This window comes from Actinopolymorpha cephalotaxi (assembly GCF_013408535.1).
GTDB lineage: Bacteria > Actinomycetota > Actinomycetes > Propionibacteriales > Actinopolymorphaceae > Actinopolymorpha > Actinopolymorpha cephalotaxi.
In genome coordinates this window covers 677,414-698,469 of sequence record NZ_JACBZA010000001.1, presented here as the reverse complement: position 1 = coordinate 698,469, position 21,056 = coordinate 677,414, and the positions used below count along the sequence as shown (strand labels likewise).

The window sequence follows — 21,056 nt, the reverse complement described above, 5'->3', positions numbered from 1 at the left end:
CGCGCCCCACCGACAGGCCCCGGACGGGGTGGTCGGCACCGGTCCCGAGCGGGACGCATCGTCGTGGCGTCGCCGGGCGGTGACGCCACGCAACCAGGTCGGACGGATCGAGGCGGCGCCGGACGCGCGGACCTCAGCGTCCGGGCGGCGGCACCAGCTGGTCGATCTCGGCGAGCTCCGCCTCGGTCGGCTCCCACTCGGCCGCGGCGGCGTTGGCCCGCACCTGCTCCGCGGAGGTGGCGCCGGCGATGACCGACCCGCAGACCGGGCGCCCCGCCAGCCCGCCGACGGCGACCTCCAGCAAGGACCGGTCGTGCTCCTTCGCCCAGGCGGCCAGCGCCTCCACCCGGTCGAGCTTCTCCTCGGTGACGTAGCCTTCCCGGCCGGCCAGCCGGGAGTTTTCCGGAATCGCGCCTCCGCGCCGGACCTTGCCGGTGAGCAGGCCGTTGGCCAGCGGGAAGTAGGGCAGCACGCCCACGCCGTAGTGCGCGGCAGCGGGCACGAGGTCGGTCTCGGCCGCCCGCTCGAGCAGGGACCAGTGGTTCTGGGCGGAGACGAACGCGGTCGTGCCGAGCTCGCGGGCGACGTGATGGGCCTCGGCGAGCTGCCAGCCGGAGAAGTTGGAGTGGCCGAGGTAGCGGACCTTGCCCTCCTTGACCAGCTCGTCCAGCGCGGCCAGGGTCTCCTCGATCGGGGTGTCCGGATCCGGACGGTGGATCTGGTAGAGGTCGATGTGGTCGGTGCGCAGCCGCCGCAGTGACGCCTCGACCGCGCGACGGATGTAGGCACGCCCTCCCGGCGCACCCGCGACCGGGCCGTACCCCATGTCCCCGGCGAACTTCGTGGCCAGCACCACCTCGTCGCGGTGGCCGGCGAGCGCCTGGCCGAGCAGCTCCTCCGAGCCGCCGCGGCCGCCGTAGACGTCGGCGGTGTCGAACAACGTGACGCCTGCGTCGAGGGCGGCGTCGACGACCGCACGGGTGGCGGCGAGGTCGAGCCGGCCGCCGAAGTTGTTGCAGCCGAGGCCGACGACCGAGACCAGCAGACCGGAACGTCCAAGAGATCGATAGCGCATGCGGCGACCTTACGACCTCGCGCCGACAGACGTTCGCTCACGAAAGTCTTCTGCGAACGACCGGACAGATGTGGCCATCTTGTGCCAGTTTGTGGATCGTTGTGGATCATCGTCGGTGAAGTTGCCGATCATCGACCATCGACAGCGACCGTTTCCAGCACGCCCGTGACCGGCGAACCCGGAGCCGGGCGTTCCGAAGGAGTCCAGTGAGAGTTCGCAGAGCCACCGCCGCCGTGGCCTCGGTGGTGACCGTCGCCGCCCTCGCCGCCGCCGCGGCCGGGATGCCGGCGTCCGCGTCACCGCCCGCAAAGCCAGGGCCCGCGCGCACCCACGCGCCCGACGACATGCCCAACCCTCTCGGCGACAAGATGCGGGCAACCCGCAAGGTCGCCCTGGAGAAGGTCCTGCGCGGCGAGGCCAAGGTGCAGCGCCGGGGCAAGTCCGACGTCGTGCAGTTGGGCAAGAACAAGTTCGCCCAGCTCAGCATGGAGAAGACCGACAAGATCTTCACCATTCTGGTCGACTTCGGGGACAAGACCGACCCCCGCACCGGCGGCTCCGCCGGTCCGGTGCACAACCAGATCCCGGAGCCCGACCGCAGCCGTGACAACACGACGTACTGGACGCCCGACTTCAGCCGCGCGCACTACCTCGACATGTTCTTCGGCCAAACCGGCGAGTCGATGTCGACGTTCTACCGCGCGCAGTCGCAGGGCCAGTACACCGTCGCCGGTGACGTGAGCGACTGGGTGCGCCTGCCCTACAACGAGGCGCGCTACGGCAGCAACGAGATCCCCTCCTCCGACGGCTACTGGAACCTCGTCAAGGACTCCGCCACCGCGTGGTACAACGCGCAGCGCGCCGCGGGCAGGACGCCCGCGCAGATCCGCGACTACCTCGCGCAGTTCGACAACTGGGACCGCTACGACTTCGACGGCGACGGAAACTTCGACGAGCCGGACGGCTACGTCGACCACTTCCAGGTCGTGCACGCCGGCGAGGGTGAGGAGGCCGGCGGCGGCGCTCAGGGAGCGGACGCGGTCTGGTCCCACCGGTGGTACGCCTTCCCCGACGGGCAGAGCGGGCCCGAGCTCAACCAGCGCGGCGGCGTGCAGTTCGGCGACTCCGGCATCTGGGCCGGTGACTACACCACCGAGCCGGAGAACGGCGGCCTCGGCGTCTTCAGCCACGAGTTCGGCCACGACCTCGGGCTGCCCGACCTCTACGACACCGCGGGCGGGGACAACGGCACCGGGTTCTGGACCCTGATGTCGTCTGGTTCGTGGCTCAACCACGGCAAGGACAGCATCGGCACCACACCCGGCTACATGGGCGCGTGGGAGAAGCTGCAGCTCGGCTGGGTCGACTACGACGTCGCCTCCCCCGACGCCACCTCCACCAACGTGCTCGGCCCGGCGGAGCTGGAGACCGGCAACCCGCAGGCCCTGGTCGTCCCTCTGCCCAAGGACGAGGTCGTCGACCACTACAACGACCCCTACTCCGGGTCGTACGAGTGGTGGGGAGGAGCCGACGACAACCTGAACAACGTGCTGCGCCGGCCGATCGACCTGCGCGGCAAGTCCGGCCCGGTGACGCTGACCACCAAGGCGTGGTACGACATCGAGAAGGGCTACGACTTCCTGCACGCGGAGGTCTCCGCCGACGGCGGCACCCACTGGAGCCGGGTCGCCGCACCTGTCACCGGCAAGTCCGACGGCTGGACCACGCTGACGTACGACCTGTCGCAGTACGCCGGCAAGTCGATCGTCTTCCGGTTCCGCTACGCCACCGACGGCGGCCTGCACTACGCCGGCCCGATGCTCGACGACATCGCGGTCACCGCGGCCGGTGCGACCGTCTTCTCCGACAACGTGGAAGGCGGCACCAACGGCTGGACCACCAACGGCTGGAAGCGCATCAACGGCACGGTGACGACGTACAAGGGCAGCTACTACATCGCCGAGAACCGCCAGTACATCGGCTACGACGACACTCTGCGGACGGGCCCGTACAACTTCAACCGGGGCATCACCCGGCCGGACTGGGTGGAGCACTACCCCTACCAGAACGGCCTGCTGGTGACCTACTGGAACGAACGCCAGGAGGACAACAACACCAGCGAGCACCCGGGCGAGGGCCTGATCCTGCCGGTCGACGCGCGCCCGAAGCCGATCCGCTGGGACAACGGCTCGACCCTCAACCTGCGTGCGCAGACCTTCGACGCGACGTTCGGGCCGGAGTCCACCGACCCGCTGTCGCTGAGCCGTGAGGTGCGCAACGGCCGCCGGGTGCAGATCCTCTCGGCGTACGTGCCGAAGCAGGCGCCGGTCACGGTGTTCGACGACTCCAAGCCGAACAACTACTGGGACGCGTCGCTGCCCAACAACAGCGTGAAGGTCGCGGGGTACGGCGTCCGGATGAACATCACCGGGCAGTCGGCGGACAAGCAGCAGATGACCGTCGTCGTCGCGCCGGTCACGAAGAAGCAGCTGACCAAGAAGACCCAGACGACCAGGTGACCCAGGTGACCCAGGTGACCAGGTAGTCGGGTAACCAGCAGACGGGTGAGCCGGTCGGCCGGGCATCGACCGACCGGATCATCCGCGGTGACCACCGGGCCCCGCCACGCGAGACGTCGTGGCGGGGCCCTCCGCATGTTCACGGCGCGTCGCGGGCGGCTCGCCTGGCCGAACCTGCCGCGACCGAGCAGGATGGAGCCCATGGCAGACAAGGCGACCCGCGTCCGCATCGACGGGCACGTGCTCTCCCTGTCCAACCTCGACAAGGTGCTCTACCCCGAGGTCGGGTTCACCAAGGGTGAGGTCATCGACTACTACTCCCGGATCGCGCCGGTGCTGCTCCCCCGGCTCACCGACCGCCCGCTGACCCGCAAGCGGTGGCCGGACGGCGTGAGCGGGCAGCCGTTCTTCGAGAAGAACGTCCCCCGCGGCACCCCCGACTGGGTACGCACCGTGACCGTCGCCTCCCCGGGCAGCACCCGCGACCGGGAGGAGGTCGAGTACGTCGTCGCCGACGACCTGCCGACGCTGGTGTGGCTGTCCAACCTCGCCGCCCTGGAGTTGCACGTCCCGCAGTGGCGGGTCGGCCCGCGCGGCGGCGTCCGGAAGCCGGACCTGCTCGTGGTCGACCTCGACCCGGGCCCGCCGGCCGACCTGGTGGCCTGCTGTGAGGTGGCGCTGCTGCTGCGCGACCTCTTCGACGCCGACGGACTGCGCGCCTGGGCCAAGACCTCCGGCGGGAAGGGCATGCAGCTGTACGTCCCGGTCGCCGAGACCTCCGGGGAGACCACCTCGGCGTACGCCAAGGAGCTGGCCGAGAAGCTGGCCCACGACCGCCCCGAGCTGGTGGTCTCCTCGATGCGCAGGTCCCTGCGGCCGGGCAAGGTGCTGCTCGACTGGAGCCAGAACAACCCCGCGAAGACGACTATCGCGGCATATTCCCTGCGCGGGCGGGAGACCCCGACGGTCTCCACCCCCCTCACCTGGGAGGAGGTGGAGGGCTGCGAGGACGCCGCCGAGCTGTCCTTCGGGCCGGCCGACGTCCTCGACCGGGTGGAGGAGTTCGGGGACCTGTTCGCTGACCTGTCGACGCTGGAGCAGCGGCTGCCCTGACCGGAACCCGCCGGGAAGGGTGGTTGCGGACGTTCACCCGATTCGCGCGGTTCGGGCTGCCGCCGACCCACCGTCGCGGTTACTGTCGGGTTACTGTCGGGAGGAAGGCGGTGGGTACGCCGGACTCGAACGCTCGTACCACCCGGGTCGCGACCGGTTCGCGCACGGATGGAACGGAACGAATGAGGAGGCAGGCCATGTCCGAGACCGAAGTACCCTTCGACGGCGAGGCCCAGGCGCCCGCCCTGGAGGAGGAGTCCGCCGACACCGGGGAGTCCGACGAGCCCGACCTCGAGACGCCCGAGGCCGACTTCGCCGAACAACACCGCGAGGTCGACCTCGATGACGACGACTACCGCTGACCGCCGGCACTGAGGAGCGCACGTGACCATGTCCGAGGCCCGCCCCCGCGGAGGCCGACTCCCCCGGCTGGCCCGACGTGCCCAACTGCTCGACGCGGCGCGCCAGGTCTTCGTGGCGGTCGGCTACCACGCGGCGGCGATGGACGACATCGCCGACCGCGCGGGAGTCAGCAAACCCGTGCTCTACCAGCACTTCCCGAGCAAGCTCGAGCTGTACCTCGCGCTGCTCGACGCCACCTGCGACGGCCTGGTGGACGCCGTACGCGCCGCATTGGCCTCGACGACCGACAACCAGCAGCGGGTGGCGGCGACGATGCGGGCCTACCTCGACTTCGTGAGCGACGAGGACGGCACGTTCCGCCTGGTGTTCGAGTCCGACCTCACCGGCGAACCCGCCGTCCGCGAGCGGGTGGACCGGGTGGCCCACCAGTGCGCGGACGCGATCGCCGACGTCATCCAGGAGGACACCGGGGGCCCGCGGGAGCAGGCGCTCCTGCTGGCGGCCGGGCTCGCCGGCACCGCACAGGTCACCGCGCGGTGGTGGCTGTCCTCGGAGGGTTCGATCGGCCGGGACGAGGCCACCCGGCTGCTGACCACGCTCGCCTGGCGGGGCCTGCGGGGATTCCCACGGGCCGAGTGACCACTCACTCCGGCACCGGTTCCGCACCGGTTACGCACCGGTTCTGCTCGGTTCGGGGGCGGCTCGTCCGCGCTCGACGGCCGTCGCGGCACCGGGACGAAGTGGGATGTTCCGGCGCGACTTAGTGCACGTTGTCGGCTAGCCTCGTCCCGCCGGTGCACCATGGGGGTGAGAGGCCGCCGAAATTGGGGCACCGGAGGTCAACCGACCGACGAAGCGCCCCGACAGACGGACAATTCGACCAAGAAGAGAGGGCGACCTGTGGAGGTCAAGATCGGTGTCCAGCACGCTCCTCGGGAGATCGTGTTGGAGAGCAACGACAGTCCCGAGGCCGTCGAGGCCGCGGTGAGCAAGGCTCTCCACGGTGACGACGGGTTGCTCAGCCTGGCTGACGAGCGAGGCCGCCGCGTCGTCGTTCCCGCCGCCAAACTCGCCTACGTCGAGATCGGTCCCGAGTCGGAGCGTCGCGTCGGTTTCGGCGCCATGTAACCCTTCGGCCGCGCCAACCACGGGGGACGAACGGCTTCGGTCGAAGGAGCACCGCCCCAGGGCCCGAACGGGCCCCGGGGGGAACAACTTTGCAGCTCCATGGAAGGTGACCTAGATGAGCCTTATCGGCCTTCTGATCGCAGGCATCATCATCGGTCTGCTCGGGAAGTGGGTAGCCCCGAGCAACCGGGACAACATCCCGATCTGGCTGACCATCATCTGCGGAATCGTCGGTGTCCTGGTCGGCTACTACGTCGCCGGCGCCCTGGGTGTCGCGGCGACCTCTGGCCCGGACTGGATCCGCTGGCTGATCAGCATCATCCTCGCCGCCATCTTCGTGGCCATCGCGTCGGCTCTGACCAGCCGCCGTGGTGCCCGGAGGTAATGCGTCACAAGGTGAGGTACGTACGAGTCCGCACGTGAGTTCCCGGATTTCCGGGAAGTCCGGTTCGGGACAGCTGCCGAGCTCGCAGCGCCACCCGCGCCAGGCGGTACGACAGAACGCGCAGGTCCGGGCCCGCCAGGCCCGGCCGGCGCGTTCTTCATTTTCTGTCCGGTCTGTCCGGCTACTTCTCGCCGGCCCGGTTCCCCCGCCCGCCCGGCGCCGTGGGCCTAGGCCTGCAGGCCGAGCGTCGCCATCCGCTGGGCGTGCTTCTCGGTCAGCCGGGCGAACATCCGGCCGATCGCCGCGAGGTCCATGCCGGGGCGGTCCACCCCGCCGACCAGCAACGCGGTGAGCACGTCGCGTTCGGCGGCGACCCGCTGGGCCTGCGACAGCGCCTCCCCGACCAGCCGCCGCCCCCACAGGGCCAGCCGGCCGCCGACCCGGGGCTCCTCCGCGATGGCCTTGCGGACCCGATCCACCACGAACACCGCGTGCCCGGTGTTCTCGAGCACCTCCAGCACCAGCCCGCGGGTGTCGGCGTCGACGTAGGCGGCCACCTCGCGGTAGAAGTCGGTCGCGATGCCGTCCCCGACGTAGGCCTTCACCAGCCCCTCCAGCCAGTCGGCCGGTGCGGTGTGCTGGTGGAAGGTGTCCAGCGCCGCCTGGAACGGCCGCATCGCCGAGACCGGCTCGACGCCGAGGTCGCGCAGCCGGTCGCGCAGGCGTTCGTAGTGATGGAACTCCGTCACCGCCAGGGCGGCCAGCTCCGCCTTGTCCTCCAGCGTGGGCGCCAGGGTGGCGTCGTCCGCGAGGCGTTCGAAGGCGGTCAGCTCGCCGTACGCCAGCACACCGAGCAGGTCGATCACCGCGGGCCGGTAGACCGGATCGTCGTAGGCCGCAACCCCGGCGGACGACGTGCGGGCAGGCGAACTTTCCGGGCTGTCGCTCATGGGCCGAGCTTAGGGCGTTTCCGGTGGATCAGGCGGCGAAGGGTGCGGTGATCAGGGCGGCCGCGTCGGCTCCGCGAGCCCGGTCCGGCCGCCTGGTCAAGGAGCCGGAACGGGCGGCGGATACACTCACGGTGGCGGGGAGCCGTCCCGGCAGCCATTGATCATCTGCTGGCCGCCGCGCGGATGTCGCAGCCCCACCCCTACGCGCACAGTCCAGATCCAGCACACCACCGAGTGTGACGAACCAAGAGGCGAAACGCTCTGACGACCTTCAAAGAACTTGGCGCGCTGCCCGACATCGTCGAGGCCCTCGCGCACGTCGGGATCATCGAACCGTTCCCGATCCAGGAGATGGCGGTTCCGATCGCGCTCACCGGTTCCGACCTGATCGCTCAGGCGCGCACCGGTACGGGCAAGACGCTGGCGTTCGGGGTTCCGCTGCTGCAGCGGATCGTCGTACCCGCCGACCGTGACTTCGACGACCTGGACGCGCCGGGCAAGCCGCAGGCGCTGGTGGTCGCCCCCACCCGCGAGCTCGCGCTGCAGGTGACCGCCGACCTCAAGGTCGCCGCGTCCGTGCGCGCCGCCCGCATCCTCACCGTCTACGGCGGGGTCGCCTACGAGCCCCAGCTGGACGCGCTGACCGCGGGCGTCGAGATCGTCGTCGGCACTCCCGGCCGGCTGCTCGACCTCGCCGACCGGAGGGCGCTCGACCTGTCCCACGTCAAGCTGCTGGTGCTGGACGAGGCCGACCGCATGCTCGACCTGGGCTTCCTGCCCGACGTCGAGCGGCTGATCGCGAAGACGCACGAGATGCGGCAGACCATGCTGTTCTCGGCCACCATGCCCGGTTCGATCGTGCAGTTGGCGCGGCGGCACATGCGCCACCCGATCAACGTCCGGGCCGAGTCGGCCGAGGAAAGCCAGACCGTCCCCGCCACGGCGCAGTTCGTCTACCGCTGCCACGACCTGGACAAGCCCGAGGTGATCGCCCGGATTCTGCAGGCGGAGGGCTGCGGCCGGGTGATGTGCTTCTGTACGACCAAGCGCGCGGCGCAGCGACTGGCCGACGACCTGGCAGACCGAGGGTTCTCCGTCGCCGCCATCCACGGCGACCTGGGCCAGGTGGCCCGGGAGAAGGGCCTCGAACGCTTCCGCTCGGGCAAGGTCGACGTCCTGGTCGCCACCGACGTCGCCGCCCGCGGCATCGACGTCGAGGGCGTCACCCACGTCGTCAACCACACCTGCCCCGACGACGAGAAGACCTACGTCCACCGCATCGGCCGGACCGGTCGTGCGGGCGCCTCGGGCATCGCGGTCACGTTCGTCGACTGGGCGGACCTGACCCGCTGGAAGATGATCAACAACGCTCTCGGGCTGCCGTTCGAGGAGCCGGTGGAGACGTACTCCACCTCCGACCACCTGTTCACCGACCTCGGTATTCCGAAGGAGGTGACCGGCCGGGTCGGCGCACCGAAGGGTGGCACCCGTTCCGGTGACCGCGAGGGCGCCCGCGACGGCGGCCGCGACCAGGGTGGGCGTTCACGGGAGCGGCGGCGCTCCGGTGGCGGTGGCAGCGACGGCGGACGCGGCCGGACGGCCGAGGCCGGGCAGTCCACCGACGCGCACGAGGAGAGTGGCGACCGTCCGAGGTCCCGGCGCAACCGGTCGCGCCGGCGCACCCGTGCCGGCGTGGTCGTCGCCGAACGCGGCGACGGTTCCGGTGAGGCCGAGGCCGTGGCCGCCGGCCCGACCGGCAGCGGATCCGAAGCGGGCGGGGACGAGTCCGGAGCGAGCGCACCGAGGCGGCGTCGTACGCGTACCCGCCGGCGCGGTGGCAGTGGTGGCAGCGGGGAGACCAACGGGAGCGGTGCGAACGCGCCCGACAGCACCGCCGACTCGACCGCCGACTGAACCGAACGAATGAAGAACCCGCGGGCCGGTTGACGATCGGCCCGCGGATCTGTCTGCGGATCTGTCTACCGGGACGCCGCGGCGACTCTTCCGGGAACCCGCGCTAGCGCAGGACGACGACCTTGGTGCCCACCGGCGCGAACTCCCACAGCGCCTTGGCGTCGGCCGGATCCTGTCGTACGCATCCGTCCGACAGCGACTGGCCGAGCTGCAGCCGGGTCTGGATCGCCCGTCCGGTGGAGATCACGATCGGGATGTCGTGGAATCCGATCGCGGCGTTCCGGCCGTGGGTGAACGTCACCATGTACTGCATGCGATCCGCGCCGTCGTAGCTCGTGGTGTGCCGGCGCTTGCGCAACACCTGGTAGCTGCCCGGCGAGACCTGGCCGAACTTCGTGCCGGACACGAGGTAGGACCGGCCCACGGTGTCGTCCGCGCCGACGAGCCACACCCGGTTGGCGGACAGCGAGTAGACGATCCGCTTGCCGTCGCCGGTCCCCGCGGGCATCTTGTCGCCGACGGTCGCCGACACCGCGTCCAGGGCAACCGTCGCGTCGGCCACCCCGGCCGGCGCCTGTTTGGTGGCCGTGGTGTGGCTGGGCGAAGGAGCGGCCGTGGGCCGTGCGGTCGCCGCCGGCCTGCTGGTCGGCTGCTCGCCGCCGGCGCGCTGGGAACGGTCGGCGATCTGCCGCGAGCGATCGACCAGAACGGAGTCTCCGGCCGAGGCAACCATGCGGACGTTCCCGAGAGGCAGCACGCCGGCAGCACCGAGGAGTGCGACGGCGACCACGAGCGCGGACCCGCTCGCCGCCAGCAGTCGCCACCTACGAAGCCGGGTGCGCGGACGCTGGCGCTCGCGCGACACGGCGTGCCTCATGGCAGCACCTCTCCTTACGGGGAACGGAAAACCGCGATGATCACGGGCCGCCCATCCTAGTGCGTTTCGGTGGCGCAATTTCACGCCCTGTCGCCGCACCGAACTCCGGCAACGCTAGCGTGGCGTTCCATGAGCACGCCGAGGTTCCTCGACTTGCCCGCGGGTGTCCGCTCCGCCCGGCTCGGCACGTCCCGGGGTGAGTTCGCGGTGCTGGAAGCCACGCCGGCCGAACGAAGTTCCGACGGTCCCGGCTCGGTTGCTCTGCTGCTTCCCGGCTGGACCGGAAGCAAGGAGGACTTTCTGTCGTTGCTGCCCGCGCTGGCCCGAACGGGGCGGCGTGCGGTGGCGGTCGACCAGCGCGGACAGTACGACACCGCCGGACCGGACGAGCCGTCGGCGTACGACCTGAACGAGCTCGGGCTGGACGCGTACGCGATGGCGGAGGCCATCGACGCCGGCCCTGCCCACCTGGTCGGTCACTCCTTCGGAGGCCTGGTCGCCCGGGCCGCGGTGCTCGCCAGGCCGGACAGGTTCGCGTCGCTCACCCTGCTCGGGTCCGGCCCGGCCGGGCTGGGCGGTCAGCAGGCGCAGTTGCTCAACCTGATGGTGGAGGCCATACCGACGCAGGGGCTGCCCGCGGTGTACGCCGCCAAGCGCGAACTCGAACGCAGGAACGGCGCGGCCGAGGAACCCGCGCACATCGAGGAGTTCCTCGCCCGGAGGTTCCGCGCCAACAACCCGGTCTCGCTCACGGAGTTCACCCGCCAGCTCGTCGAGGCTCCCGACCTGGTGGCCGAACTCGCCTCGACCGGCGTACCCACGATGGTCGCCTTCGGGGTCGACGACGACGCGTGGAGCCCTGCCGTACAACGCGAAATGGCCGACCGGCTCGGCGCGCCGGTGCACGAGATCGACGGTGCGGGCCACTCCCCCGCGGTGGACCGGCCCGACGCCACGGCGGAAGCGCTCACGGCGTACTGGGACTCTCTCCACCGCGACGCGGCGGGGTCAGCCGGGTAGCTTCAGCCCGCCCGGGAACAACGCGCCGTAGGCCACGAACGCCAGCGCCCACGCGAAGAAGAGGTAGATCCAGCCGCGGCCGGCCCGGCGCTGCTTCCACGCCAGCACGCTGAGGATGACGACCGGCAGCAGGAGCACGAGACCCGCGGGCAGCCTGCCGTTGTTCTGACCGAACACCCACACCGCCGCCAGCGCCGACAACACGACGGTCGCCCCGCCGAGCAACTTGCGTGGTGTGGTCAACAGGCGAAGCAGATCCATGTACATACCGTAGGTGCCGCACTACGCCGGTGCGAGCGGGCCACGATGACAATCCCGGCACCTTCCCCACCGCCCGGAGTTCGGGGTTCGCGCCTCACACGTTCGAGTCGAGGCCGTCCCAGGGTCGCTTCGCCGGATAGGCGGAACGTCCCTGCGGGCAGTGTGCGGAGAAGTCGCACCACTGGCACAGCGGACCCGGCCGGGGTGGGAACACCTCGTCGAGGTCCGCCGCGGACAGCCCCTGCGCGAACGACTGCTCGGCGCGTGCCGCCTCCGCCCCCATCTGGTCGGCCCGGTGGAGGTGCCGGCGCAGCGACTCCTCGGTGTGCTCCCAGCCGACGACAGTGCCCGAGGCGAGGTGGTGCAGCTCGACCTTCCGGCACGGCCGGCGCAGGGTGCGTGCGGTCGCGGCGGCGTAGACCGCGAGTGCCAGCGAGCTTCGCGCGTCGGCGGTGGTGAGCACCCGGGCGCCGCTCTTGTAGTCGACCACGACGAGTTCGAGGGCGTTGTCGTCGTGACCCGCGGCGGCGCCGTCGGGCTCGTCCGCGTTTACCGGAGCGCCGACTTCTTCGTCGCCGTCGACCACTTCCTCGTCGTCGTCCTCGTCGCGGTAACCATCAGCGGTGACCGGACGCAGGTCGATGCGGTCGACCCGTCCGGACAACGCGAGCGTGGACGTGGTGAGGGCGACGGTGCGTTCGACGCCGACGGGTTCGTCGGCCGGATCCAGGTCGGTGACGTAGTCCTCCACCAGCCGGCACGCGTGCATGCGCCAGCGCTGGCTCTGGGCGTCGTCACGGAAACCCTCGTCGATCCAGGCCCGCCAGGCGATCCGGGCGGCGGCCACCGGTGTGCGTTCCTCCACCGGAAGCCGCCACCACGCCGCCAGCGCGGTGTGCACGCACGCGCCCACGCTGTTGTGCGCCCACGGCGGACCCTTCGGTGGCGTGGGCCGGTCGAGATAGGTGAACCGGTAGCGGCGCGGGCAGTCCAGCCAGTTCACCAGTCTGGTCGGCGTCGCCCGGAACAACCGGCGCGGCATCGCCTCGAAACCCAGCTGCTCCATCGCGCTCATCCGGCCATCCTGCCAAGGCCCACCCCCAGGACGGCCCCCGGAGTCGGCCCCGGAGTCGACCGCCGGACCTCAGAGAAGGTAGGCCGCCGGACCTCAGGGAAGGTAGGGCGCCGGCGTCTGCCGGCCGGAGCGTTCGGCCGCGGACCGTGCACGGTCCAGCAGCCGGGCGAACTCCTCCTCCGACGTGCCGAAGCAGCCGAGGTCGTGGTCGGTCTTGCCGGCACCGTGGTGGTCGCTGGCACCGGTGACCACGAGGTCCAGCGCACCCGCGAGCTCGCGCAACCTCGCCCGCACCTGCGGGGAGTGGTCACGGTGGTCGACCTCGAGGCCCGTCAGCCCCGCCTCGGCCAGGTCACCGATCACCTCGTCGGTGAGCACCCGGTGGCTGGAACGTCCACGAGGATGAGCGAGTACGCAGACCCCGCCGGCCGCGCGGACCTGCCCGATCACCTCGGCCGGCTCCGGGGCGTACCGCGTGACGTACCCCGACTTGCCCTCGCTCAGCCACCGGTCGAAGGCCTCCCGCCGGTCCCGCGCGTACCCTCGCGCGACCAGCGCGTCGGCGACGTGCGGGCGGCCGAGCGAGGTGGCCGCCCGGGACTGTTCGGCGACGTCCTCCGGCGTCAGGTCGATGCCGTGCTCGCGCAGCCGGTCGACGATGAGGGGCACGCGCGCGTTGCGGCCCTCGCGTACCCGCGCGAGTGTGCGGTCCAGCTCCGCGTCGGCGGGGTCGGGGAGGTACGCCAGCATGTGCACGCTCACCCCGCCCAGCCGGCAGGACACCTCCGCACCGGGTACCAGTCCGACGCCCAGGCGGCGCGCCTCGGCGCGGGCCTCGTCCCAGCCCGCGAACGTGTCGTGGTCGGTGAGCCCGAGGACGTCCACACCGGCAGCGGCGGCGTGGCGTACGAGCTCGGCCGGCGGGTCGGTCCCGTCCGAACAGTTCGAGTGGGTGTGCAGGTCGATGAGGCGCACCGGTTCTCCAGCCGACGGGTGCCCGGCTTCACGACGGTGTGCGGCGGCGGGCGCGGAGTGTGGATCGTGCGGGGGCGGGTCCGACCCTAGGGTCTGCGCGCCTTCGGGGTCCACCGCCCGGCCGGTCAGGGTTCGCGCAGCCTCGGCGTGAGGGCGCCGTAGGGCAGTAGGTCGACCTCGTGCCCGAGCGCGCGGACGTCCATCAGCTCGATCGGCTCCAGCAGCAGGGCGCCTGCGGTGTCGGGATGGAAGACCAGCCACAGCCACGACGCGGCCGACTCACCGACGTAGACCGCGCGGTCCGGCGGTGTCTCGGCCAGCCACAGTGCGGTCGGGTGGGAGTCGGCATCCACCTTCGCCTGCGGAGTTCCCCGGCCGACGCGTCCGCCGGGGTCGGTGCCCTCTATGCCGGCGTACGCCGCACCGAGCCCGACGCCCATCTCCTCCGCGACCAGCAGGAGCTCACCGGCCCCGCCCAGCGGGTTGGGGCCCGAACACGCCACGACGGTGGCGCGGACTCCCTCGACGTCGCTACCGGCGTGGCCGATGCCGGTGATCACCCAGGCGTGCGGCAGCGGCCACGGCACCCACAGCGGCAGCCGCGACCGGGCGGCGAGCCAGCGCACCAGGTCGGCGCTGGGCTGGACGAACGGCTGCAACGGGGGCACCGCACCGTGCACCGGGCAGGTCCACCGGTCGGCCCAGGCGGACGGTGTACGCACCGCCCGATGGCATCTCGGGCATACGGGGTGGCCCTTCATGGGTACGACGGTTCCCGTTCCGGCTGCGCGCGTCAAGGGTCGTTCGGACGTGTCGCACCCCGGGCGCCCTAACCTGGCGGAATGGACCGGCGACGGGTGCTGTGCGTGGGTGCGGTCGTTCGCGACGAGGAGGACCGGCTGCTGGTGGTACGCCGCGGCCGGCCGCCGGACGCCGGCCGCTGGTCACTGCCCGGCGGCCGGGTCGAGCCCGGTGAGTCCGCACCGTCCGCCGCGGTGCGCGAGGTGGCCGAGGAGACCGGCCTGGCCGTCGCCGCCGGCCGGTTGCTCGGCTCGGTCGAGCGGCCCGGGCCGGGTGGCGTCACCTACCTGATCCTCGACTACGTGTGCACGCCGTGCGCGCCGGACCGGACGCCGCGGGCGGGCGACGACGCGGCCGACGCGCGCTGGGTGAGCCCGGCCGAGCTCGCGGCGCTGCCCACCACACCAGGTCTGCTGGAGGCGCTGCGCGGCTGGGGCGTGCTGGACTGAGCGTCCTGGCCTGGGAGTCCTGGCCTGGGAGTCCTGGCCCGAGAGTCCTGGCCCGAGAGTCCCGGCCTGGGAGTCCTGGCCCGAGCGTCCGGTTCGCCTGGGTGATCATGGCGTGTGTGGTCATGCCACGATTGCCCGCATGCCACCGAGTCGCCGCTCGTTCCTGTCCGCGGGTATCGGAACTCTCGCCGCGGGCGCCACCGGGGTCGGGCTGGTCGAGTCCGGGCTGATACCCGGCCGGACGATGTTGCACACCGCGCTCGGGCTCACCGGCGAGAACGGCGTCGTGCCCGACGTCGAGCCGGGCCCGACGGTCACCGGCACCTTCACCTCCGCGGCGCGGGCCGGCACCCAGGTGGCCTGGACCGTCGTCTACCCGCCCGGGTCCCCCGCCGACGCCCCGCTGCCGGTCGTACTCGCGCTCCACGGGCGTGGCGGCGACCACCGTTCGGCGTTCGACGAACTCGGCCTGGACCGCTTCATGGCCGCGGCCGCCGCCGACTGGCGGACGCCGTTCGCGCTGGTGTCCGTCGACGGCGGCGCCGCGACGTTCTGGCACCGCCGCCGCAACGGGGACGATCCGCAGTCGATGCTCCTCACCGAACTCCTTCCGCGGGTGGCCGAGCGCGGCCTGCGCACGGATCGGATCGGGCTGATCGGCTGGTCGATGGGCGGTTTCGGTGCCCTGCTGTTCGCCGGCGCCCATCCGGACCTGGTGGGGGCGGCGGCGGTCCTCAGTCCCGCGCTGTGGCGGGAGTACGCGGACGTACGGCCCGGCGCGTTCGACGGCCGTACCGACTTCGCCGCCAACGACGTGTTCGCCGACCAGCGGCCGTTCGCCGGACTCCGGCTGCGGGTCGACTGCGGTCGCGACGACCCGTTCGCGGCGGCGACCCGGGAGTTCGTCGACGGGCTGACACCACCTCCGGCCGGCGGTTTCCAGCCGGGCGCGCATACGGTCGGCTACTGGCGCCGGATGGCACCCGAGCAGCTCCGCTTCCTCGCCTGGAACCTGTGAGTCCACCAGCTTCGAAGCGACCGGGCTTCCCGGCCGCCGCCTGGTGCTCAGGTTGCTCAGGAGTTCCAGCGGTCGAACGTCGGCGTCTCGCGTTCCCAGCCGAGCACGCTCACGGTCGCCACGTCGAGCAGAAAATGCGCGCCGGCGCGTGCCGACAGGCCGAGCCAGCGCGCGCCGAGCACCCGCAGGAAGTGCCCGTGAGCGACGATCAGCGCCCGCTCGGCCACGTCGTCCCGGATCCGTTCGATCACCCGGTCGGCGCGGGCGCCGACCTGCTCGGCGGTCTCCCCGGCGGGCACCGGGTCGTTCCACACGCTCCACCCCGGCACGTCGGTACGGATGTCGGGAGTGGTCCGCCCCTCGTACTCGCCGTAGTCCCACTCCCGGACGTCCGGCTCGACCATTGCGCGGTCACCGAAGCCGGCCAGCCGGGCGGTCTCCCGGGCGCGCGCCAGCGGGCTGGTGACCACCAGGTCGAACGGCGTACCGGCCAGCCGGTCGCCGAGCGCCCGGGCGGCGCGCTCGCCTGCCTCCGTCAGCGGCAGGTCCGTCCTTCCCGTGTGGCGCCCGTCCCGGCTCCACTCGGTCTCGCCGTGGCGGGCCAGCCACAGGTCGGGCTGCCGCGCGCTCACCCGCGCCTCACAGCTCGCCCCGCTGGAGCGCGAGCCGGGCCAGCAGCTGCCGGGCGTCCTCGGCGTGGTCGGCCTTGCAGATCACGTCGTACGTCCCGGCGACCACCTGGGTCATCGAGGTGAAGTCGCGCTGGCCGCCGGTCGCGCGGTAGCCGATCCAGCCGAAGATGATCCCGAAGATCACACCGATCACGATGCCGAAGAGGAGCAGCAGGACGGTGTTGGCGCCGCGCGGGGCGAACAGGCTGAGCAGGATGCCGACGAACAGGCCCCACCAGGCGCCGCCCGCGGCCCCGACCCCGATCGCGCGGCCCTCGGTCAGCCGGCCGGTCACCCGCTCGACCAGCCGCAGGTCGTTGCCGACGATGGAGACGTTCTCCACCGGGAACTTGTTGTCGGACAGGAAGTCGACGGCCCGCTGTGCCTCCGCGTAGGTCTGGTAGGACCCGACGGGCACGCCGGTGGGCAACTCCGGCAGTGGTCTCGGCGTGGTGCGCATGGGAACCCCTCGTCGTCGCTGGGCTGCTCGCCCTCGGCCGATGGTTGGTGGGATCGCTGTGACCAGTCTGCTCCGCGCCCGGCGCTCACGCGTTCCCCTGAGGATGCCCGTCGATCCTTCGAGGATGCGCGCTGTCTTCGGGTTTGCGCTGATACCCTGTCCGTCGGTCGCCGTGAACACTGGTGAATGTCCGGATTTGCTCGTTGCGAGCACTGTGGACGCAGTTGGGTGCGATCTTCGAAGTGTTCCCGCCCTCGTGAGGGCCCGGTGTGAAGGAGGTGCTCGGGTGAAACCTGCCTGCCCCCGGAGTACCCCCGTCCTCCGTCACCGGCCGATCGCGCCGCGTTAGACCCGGTTCACCCCGGTCCCGCGACTCACCGGCAGCCCGGCCACGGAGGACGTCCGCCGTCCATCCCAGATGGACGAGTTCGTCTGCCCCGTTCGGGACCCGTCCCGGACAAGCTCGGGACAAGGAGGTGGCCTCCCATGGCCCTGCCCGGTGTTCGTGAGCACCGCAACGCCGTCCTCGGCGGACGCCGCGCCAGCGCCATGATGCGCGCCATCCGCCGCCGGCCCGACTCCCACCTGAACGGCCACCAGACCAGCCCGCGAACCGACAGCGTCCGTACGGCGGTCGTCGACTGGGCCTTCTACCGCGACGGCAGGCGCCAGGACGACCTCGGCTCCTACACCGAGGCGGTGGACCGCGCCCGGTCCGGTGGCGGCTTCGTCTGGATCGGGCTGTTCGAGCCGACCGGCGACCAGCTCGCCGGTATCGCCGAGGAGTTCGACCTGCACGCGCTCGCCGTGGAGGACGCCGTGACCGCCCACCAGCGGCCGAAGCTGGAGCGGTACGGCGACTCGCTGTTCGCGGTGTTCAAGACGGTGCGCTACTGCCCGCACGAGGAGTTCACCGCCTCCAGCGAGGTGGTCGAGACCGGTGAGCTGATGGTGTTCGTCGGGCCGGAGTTCGTGGTCACCGTCCGGCACGGCGACCACAGCGAGCTGGGACGGGTGCGGCGCCAGCTCCAGGACAACCCCGACCACCTGCGGCACGGGCCGAGCGCGGTGCTGCACGCCGTCGCCGACCGGGTGGTCGACGACTACCTGACCGTCGTCGACCAGCTCCAGGACGACATCGACGAACTGGAGATCTCGATCTTCTCCGCCCGCGGCGCCCGCAACGTCGAGCGCGTCTACCAGCTCAAGCGCGAGGTGCTGGAGCTCAAGCGCGCGGTCGCTCCTCTGGCCGGTCCGCTGCGGCAGCTGGCCGAACGCCCGGTGCGGCTGGTGGCGCCGGAGATCCGGGAGTACTTCCGCGACGTCGAGGACCACCTCGCCCGGGTGCGGGAGCAGGTGTCGGCGTTCGACGAGCTCCTCACCTCGATCCTGCAGGCGGGCCTGGCGCAGCTCACGGTCGCCGAGAACGAGGACATGCGCAAGATCTCCGCCTGGGTGGCGATCCTGGCGGTGCCCACGATGATCGCCGGGATCTACGGCATGAACTTCGACTACATGCCGGAGACGCAGTGGCGCTACAGCTACTACATCCTCCTGGTCCTCATCGTGACGATCTGCTTCGGCCTGCACCGCTACTTCAAGCGCAACGGCTGGCTGTGACGGCGGGAGCGGCCGTCACACCGCCACGGGTGTGTCGCGGGGCTCCCCCTCACGCCGGTCGGCATCGAGCCGCTCCTGCTCGCTTCTGGCCCGCGCCCTGCGTACGAACGCGGCCGCTCCGGAAACCATCAGCCCCACGGTGGCAATACACAACGGACACATGTCAGCACTCTCCCTGCCGTAGTCGACCCTCGTAGGACCGGCCTGCCGGGTAGAACTCATCGCCGCCCCTCGCCGCGTGGCTTGGTGTGTGGGCAACGGTGCGGCGTGTGAGAACCTCACCCCATGAGTGACGCCGAGCGCGCCGGGCACGCCGGGCAGGCAGACGCCGAGCGCGTGGACGCCGACCGCGCAGACCCCGACCGGGCGGTACGCGACGCGCTGGTCGAGGAGGCCTGCCGTCGCTCGTCGCTGCTGTGGTTGACCTACGCGGGCCTGGACCGGCCCCGCCCGGCCTGGCACGTCTGGTCCGACGGCGCGGCGTACGTCGTGGCCGAAGCCGCCGAGCCGTCCCAGCCGTCCCAGCCGTCCCAGCCGTCTCAGCCGTCCCAGCCGTCTCAGCCGTCCCAGCCGTCTCAGCCGTCTCAGCCGTCCGAGCGAGCCGGCGAGCACCCGGTGCACCCCGCGGCCCGGCCCGAGCAGGCGCTGCCCGGGCTGGGCGAGGCCACCGAGGCCACCGTGACGTGCCGCTCCAAGGACACCGGCGCCCGGCTGGTCACCTGGCGCGCCGGCGTACACCGCCTCACGCCCGGCACGCAGGAGTGGGACGAGGCGGTACGCCTGTTGCGCGGCGACCGGCTCAACACCACCGACTCCGGGGAACTCCCCGCCCGCTGGGCGCGGACCGCGGTGATCGTCCGGCTCGCACCGAGCGGTGAGGTGCTGGAGGAGCCCGGGACGATGCCGGGCGACCGCGCCGCCGCGAGCCCGCCGGGCAGTCCCGCGACCACCGTCGGCCGGCTCCCCTGGGTGGTGCACAAACGCCCCCGCCACCGCCCTCGCCTGTCCTGAGCGGGCCCGCCCGCCTCCTCGCTCTCCTCAGGGCGCCTGGGACGTTAGCCTGACCCTGGCGACGAAAGGGGTAGGTCCTGTGGTGAGCGGTTCCCCCACCAGGGTGTTCGTCGCGAAGCTGGCATCGGCGGTGGTTTTCGACCCGCGCGGTGACCAGGTGGGCAAGGCGCGCGACGTCGTGGTCATGCTCCGTCCGCGCAACCAGCCGCCGAGGGTGCTCGGCCTGGTGGTCGAGGTGCTCGGCCGGCGCCGGATCTTCGTGCCGATGACCCGGGTGATCAGCATGGACGCCGGGCAGATCGTCACCACCGGCCTGGTCAACATGCGCAGGTTCCAGCAGCGCCAGACCGAGACCCTGGCCCTCGGCGAGCTCCTCGACCGTACGGTGACCCTGCGCGAGACCGGCGAGGACGTGACCGTCATCGACCTCGGCATCGAGGCGTCCCGGGCCCGCGACTGGCAGGTGACCAAGGTCGCGATCCTCAAGCGGGGCAAGCGGTTCGGGCGCCGCGGCCAGACGTCCGTCGTCGACTGGGACGCGGTCACCGGCCTGGGCATCGTCGAGGAGGCCCAGGGTGCCACCCATCTGCTGGCGACGCTGGAGAGCATGCGCCCACCGGACCTGGCGGCGGTTCTGCACGACCTGACTCCCAAGCGGCGGCTGGAGGTGGCCTCGGCGCTGGCCGACGAGCGCCTCGCCGACGTGCTGGAGGAGCTGCCCGAGGACGACCAGGTGGAGATTCTCGGCGCACTCGACGTCGAACGCGCCGCCGACGTCATCGAGGAGATGTCCCCCGACGACGCCGCCGACCTGATGGCCGAGCTTCCCCAGGAGACCGCCGACCACCTGCTGCGGCTGATGGAGCCGAAGGAGGCCGAGGATGTCAGGCGCCTGCTGACGTACGAGGAACACACCGCGGGCGGCCTGATGACCAGCAGCCCGGTCGTACTCCCTCCGGACGCGACGATCGCCGACGCCCTCGCCCAGGTGCGCAACCCGGAGTTGACACCCGCCCTGGCGGCGATGGTCTACGTCTGCCGCCCGCCGCTCGAGGCGCCGACCGGCCGGCTGCTCGGCATCGCCCACATCCAGCGGCTGCTGCGCGAACGCCCCTCCGACCTGATCTCCGGTGTGCTCGACACCGACCTGGAGGCCATCCGGCCCGAGGCCTCACTCGAGGACGTCACCAGCTACCTCGCGACCTACAACCTGGTGGCCGCGCCCGTGGTGGACGAGTCCGGCCGGCTCCTCGGCGCGGTCACCGTCGACGACGTACTCGACCACCTGCTGCCCGACGACTGGCGCGAGCGGTTCGCGGAGGTGAGCCGTGGCGGGTGAGGAGCCCCGCGAGCCCCGCGAGCCCGAGCACG

General features: G+C 71.7%; 22 protein-coding genes. 13 read left to right on the top strand and 9 right to left on the bottom strand.

All coding sequences use genetic code 11. The annotated features are described in order from the left end of the window. Positions 1–133 precede the first annotated feature (133 nt). Positions 134–1,075 (bottom strand): aldo/keto reductase, encoded by a 942-nt coding sequence (locus tag FHR37_RS03170; RefSeq protein WP_092886890.1) that lies wholly within the window; start codon positions 1,073–1,075, stop codon positions 134–136. Positions 1,076–1,281: 206 nt separating this feature from the next. Here FHR37_RS03170 and FHR37_RS03165 point away from each other — a divergent pair, with 206 nt between their 5' ends. From FHR37_RS03165 to FHR37_RS03140, 6 genes are all read left to right on the top strand, one after another. Then, the gene (locus FHR37_RS03165; RefSeq protein ID WP_092886888.1) at positions 1,282–3,594 is read left to right on the top strand and encodes an immune inhibitor A domain-containing protein; all 2,313 of its coding nucleotides are present in this window, start codon (positions 1,282–1,284) and stop codon (positions 3,592–3,594) included. Positions 3,595–3,795: 201 nt separating this feature from the next. Beyond that, a complete protein-coding gene (ligD, locus tag FHR37_RS03160; RefSeq protein ID WP_237769007.1) occupies positions 3,796–4,707 on the top strand; it encodes a non-homologous end-joining DNA ligase in 912 nt (303 codons plus the stop codon). Positions 4,708–4,904: 197 nt separating this feature from the next. Beyond that, positions 4,905–5,069, top strand: a complete 165-nt coding sequence (locus FHR37_RS03155; RefSeq protein ID WP_175542714.1) for a hypothetical protein — start codon at positions 4,905–4,907, stop codon at positions 5,067–5,069. A gap of 28 nt (positions 5,070–5,097) precedes the next feature. After that, positions 5,098–5,709: a TetR/AcrR family transcriptional regulator gene (locus FHR37_RS03150; RefSeq protein ID WP_092887177.1), complete on the top strand. Its 612-nt coding sequence runs from the start codon at positions 5,098–5,100 to the stop codon at positions 5,707–5,709. A 261-nt stretch (positions 5,710–5,970) separates the two neighbouring features. Then, the gene (locus FHR37_RS31230) at positions 5,971–6,198 is read left to right on the top strand and encodes a DUF3107 domain-containing protein (RefSeq protein WP_092656676.1); all 228 of its coding nucleotides are present in this window, start codon (positions 5,971–5,973) and stop codon (positions 6,196–6,198) included. Positions 6,199–6,313: 115 nt separating this feature from the next. Continuing rightward, positions 6,314–6,583 (top strand): GlsB/YeaQ/YmgE family stress response membrane protein, encoded by a 270-nt coding sequence (locus tag FHR37_RS03140; protein WP_092886886.1) that lies wholly within the window; start codon positions 6,314–6,316, stop codon positions 6,581–6,583. A 227-nt stretch (positions 6,584–6,810) separates the two neighbouring features. Here the strand turns inward: FHR37_RS03140 and FHR37_RS03135 are convergent, their stop codons facing one another. Next, a complete protein-coding gene (locus FHR37_RS03135; RefSeq protein WP_092886884.1) occupies positions 6,811–7,533 on the bottom strand; it encodes a ferritin-like fold-containing protein in 723 nt (240 codons plus the stop codon). Between the two features lie 351 nt (positions 7,534–7,884). Between FHR37_RS03135 and FHR37_RS03130 the strand changes: the two genes are divergently transcribed. Continuing rightward, positions 7,885–9,447 carry a DEAD/DEAH box helicase gene (locus tag FHR37_RS03130; RefSeq protein ID WP_092886882.1) on the top strand — a complete coding sequence of 521 codons (1,563 nt, stop codon included), beginning with the start codon at positions 7,885–7,887 and terminating at the stop codon, positions 9,445–9,447. 103 nt (positions 9,448–9,550) lie between these two features. Here FHR37_RS03130 and FHR37_RS03125 read toward each other — a convergent pair whose 3' ends face one another. Further along, a complete protein-coding gene (locus tag FHR37_RS03125) occupies positions 9,551–10,324 on the bottom strand; it encodes a L,D-transpeptidase (protein WP_092886880.1) in 774 nt (257 codons plus the stop codon). Between the two features lie 129 nt (positions 10,325–10,453). On the opposite strand from FHR37_RS03125, the gene FHR37_RS03120 reads away from it, so the two are divergent. Continuing rightward, positions 10,454–11,344, top strand: coding sequence for an alpha/beta fold hydrolase (locus tag FHR37_RS03120; protein WP_092886878.1), 891 nt, complete (start codon positions 10,454–10,456; stop codon positions 11,342–11,344). On the opposite strand, the gene FHR37_RS03115 is transcribed toward FHR37_RS03120, so the two are convergent. The 4 genes from FHR37_RS03115 to FHR37_RS03100 form a co-directional block, all read right to left on the bottom strand. After that, positions 11,333–11,605, bottom strand: coding sequence for a hypothetical protein (locus tag FHR37_RS03115; protein ID WP_139239118.1), 273 nt, complete (start codon positions 11,603–11,605; stop codon positions 11,333–11,335). The genes FHR37_RS03120 and FHR37_RS03115 overlap by 12 nt on opposite strands. 94 nt (positions 11,606–11,699) lie before the next feature. Beyond that, complete coding sequence (locus FHR37_RS03110; protein ID WP_092886874.1) at positions 11,700–12,680, bottom strand: RecB family exonuclease; 981 nt, start codon at positions 12,678–12,680, stop codon at positions 11,700–11,702. A 93-nt stretch (positions 12,681–12,773) separates the two neighbouring features. Then, complete coding sequence (locus FHR37_RS03105) at positions 12,774–13,655, bottom strand: PHP domain-containing protein (protein WP_237769006.1); 882 nt, start codon at positions 13,653–13,655, stop codon at positions 12,774–12,776. Positions 13,656–13,780: 125 nt separating this feature from the next. After that, positions 13,781–14,416: a DUF6758 family protein gene (locus tag FHR37_RS03100; RefSeq protein ID WP_092886872.1), complete on the bottom strand. Its 636-nt coding sequence runs from the start codon at positions 14,414–14,416 to the stop codon at positions 13,781–13,783. An 81-nt stretch (positions 14,417–14,497) separates the two neighbouring features. Here FHR37_RS03100 and FHR37_RS03095 point away from each other — a divergent pair, with 81 nt between their 5' ends. Both FHR37_RS03095 and FHR37_RS03090 read left to right on the top strand, forming a co-directional pair. After that, a complete protein-coding gene (locus FHR37_RS03095; RefSeq protein ID WP_092886870.1) occupies positions 14,498–14,905 on the top strand; it encodes an NUDIX hydrolase in 408 nt (135 codons plus the stop codon). Positions 14,906–15,044: 139 nt separating this feature from the next. After that, positions 15,045–15,923, top strand: coding sequence for an alpha/beta hydrolase (locus FHR37_RS03090; protein ID WP_092886868.1), 879 nt, complete (start codon positions 15,045–15,047; stop codon positions 15,921–15,923). Between the two features lie 56 nt (positions 15,924–15,979). On the opposite strand, the gene FHR37_RS03085 is transcribed toward FHR37_RS03090, so the two are convergent. Together FHR37_RS03085 and FHR37_RS03080 are read right to left on the bottom strand one after the other, a co-directional pair. Then, positions 15,980–16,555 carry a histidine phosphatase family protein gene (locus tag FHR37_RS03085; protein ID WP_092886866.1) on the bottom strand — a complete coding sequence of 192 codons (576 nt, stop codon included), beginning with the start codon at positions 16,553–16,555 and terminating at the stop codon, positions 15,980–15,982. A 7-nt stretch (positions 16,556–16,562) separates the two neighbouring features. Continuing rightward, positions 16,563–17,054, bottom strand: coding sequence for a general stress protein (locus FHR37_RS03080; RefSeq protein ID WP_092886864.1), 492 nt, complete (start codon positions 17,052–17,054; stop codon positions 16,563–16,565). Between the two features lie 486 nt (positions 17,055–17,540). Here FHR37_RS03080 and FHR37_RS03075 point away from each other — a divergent pair, with 486 nt between their 5' ends. The 3 genes from FHR37_RS03075 (at position 17,541) to FHR37_RS03065 (ending at position 21,024) form a co-directional block, all read left to right on the top strand. Beyond that, positions 17,541–18,674 carry a magnesium and cobalt transport protein CorA gene (locus FHR37_RS03075; protein WP_175542713.1) on the top strand — a complete coding sequence of 378 codons (1,134 nt, stop codon included), beginning with the start codon at positions 17,541–17,543 and terminating at the stop codon, positions 18,672–18,674. 285 nt (positions 18,675–18,959) lie between these two features. Continuing rightward, positions 18,960–19,685, top strand: a complete 726-nt coding sequence (locus tag FHR37_RS03070) for a hypothetical protein (RefSeq protein ID WP_092886860.1) — start codon at positions 18,960–18,962, stop codon at positions 19,683–19,685. An 82-nt stretch (positions 19,686–19,767) separates the two neighbouring features. Next, on the top strand, positions 19,768–21,024 hold the full coding sequence (locus tag FHR37_RS03065; RefSeq protein WP_092887168.1) for a magnesium transporter MgtE N-terminal domain-containing protein: 1,257 nt from the start codon (positions 19,768–19,770) through the stop codon (positions 21,022–21,024). Positions 21,025–21,056 lie beyond the last annotated feature (32 nt).

Excerpts from the sequence above, each read along its gene's own strand:
- FHR37_RS03170 (WP_092886890.1), bottom strand. The coding sequence starts at position 1,075 with ATGCGCTATCGATCTCTTGGACGTTCCGGTCTGCTGGTCTCGGTCGTC.
- ligD (WP_237769007.1), top strand. The coding sequence starts at position 3,796 with ATGGCAGACAAGGCGACCCGCGTCCGCATCGACGGGCACGTGCTCTCC.
- FHR37_RS03155 (WP_175542714.1), top strand. The coding sequence starts at position 4,905 with ATGTCCGAGACCGAAGTACCCTTCGACGGCGAGGCCCAGGCGCCCGCC.
- FHR37_RS03150 (WP_092887177.1), top strand. The coding sequence starts at position 5,098 with ATGTCCGAGGCCCGCCCCCGCGGAGGCCGACTCCCCCGGCTGGCCCGA.
- FHR37_RS03140 (WP_092886886.1), top strand. The coding sequence starts at position 6,314 with ATGAGCCTTATCGGCCTTCTGATCGCAGGCATCATCATCGGTCTGCTC.
- FHR37_RS03135 (WP_092886884.1), bottom strand. The coding sequence starts at position 7,533 with ATGAGCGACAGCCCGGAAAGTTCGCCTGCCCGCACGTCGTCCGCCGGG.
- FHR37_RS03130 (WP_092886882.1), top strand. The coding sequence starts at position 7,885 with ATGGCGGTTCCGATCGCGCTCACCGGTTCCGACCTGATCGCTCAGGCG.
- FHR37_RS03125 (WP_092886880.1), bottom strand. The coding sequence starts at position 10,324 with ATGAGGCACGCCGTGTCGCGCGAGCGCCAGCGTCCGCGCACCCGGCTT.
- FHR37_RS03120 (WP_092886878.1), top strand. The coding sequence starts at position 10,454 with ATGAGCACGCCGAGGTTCCTCGACTTGCCCGCGGGTGTCCGCTCCGCC.
- FHR37_RS03115 (WP_139239118.1), bottom strand. The coding sequence starts at position 11,605 with ATGGATCTGCTTCGCCTGTTGACCACACCACGCAAGTTGCTCGGCGGG.
- FHR37_RS03110 (WP_092886874.1), bottom strand. The coding sequence starts at position 12,680 with ATGAGCGCGATGGAGCAGCTGGGTTTCGAGGCGATGCCGCGCCGGTTG.
- FHR37_RS03100 (WP_092886872.1), bottom strand. The coding sequence starts at position 14,416 with ATGAAGGGCCACCCCGTATGCCCGAGATGCCATCGGGCGGTGCGTACA.
- FHR37_RS03095 (WP_092886870.1), top strand. The coding sequence starts at position 14,498 with ATGGACCGGCGACGGGTGCTGTGCGTGGGTGCGGTCGTTCGCGACGAG.
- FHR37_RS03090 (WP_092886868.1), top strand. The coding sequence starts at position 15,045 with ATGCCACCGAGTCGCCGCTCGTTCCTGTCCGCGGGTATCGGAACTCTC.
- FHR37_RS03080 (WP_092886864.1), bottom strand. The coding sequence starts at position 17,054 with ATGCGCACCACGCCGAGACCACTGCCGGAGTTGCCCACCGGCGTGCCC.
- FHR37_RS03075 (WP_175542713.1), top strand. The coding sequence starts at position 17,541 with ATGGCCCTGCCCGGTGTTCGTGAGCACCGCAACGCCGTCCTCGGCGGA.
- FHR37_RS03070 (WP_092886860.1), top strand. The coding sequence starts at position 18,960 with ATGAGTGACGCCGAGCGCGCCGGGCACGCCGGGCAGGCAGACGCCGAG.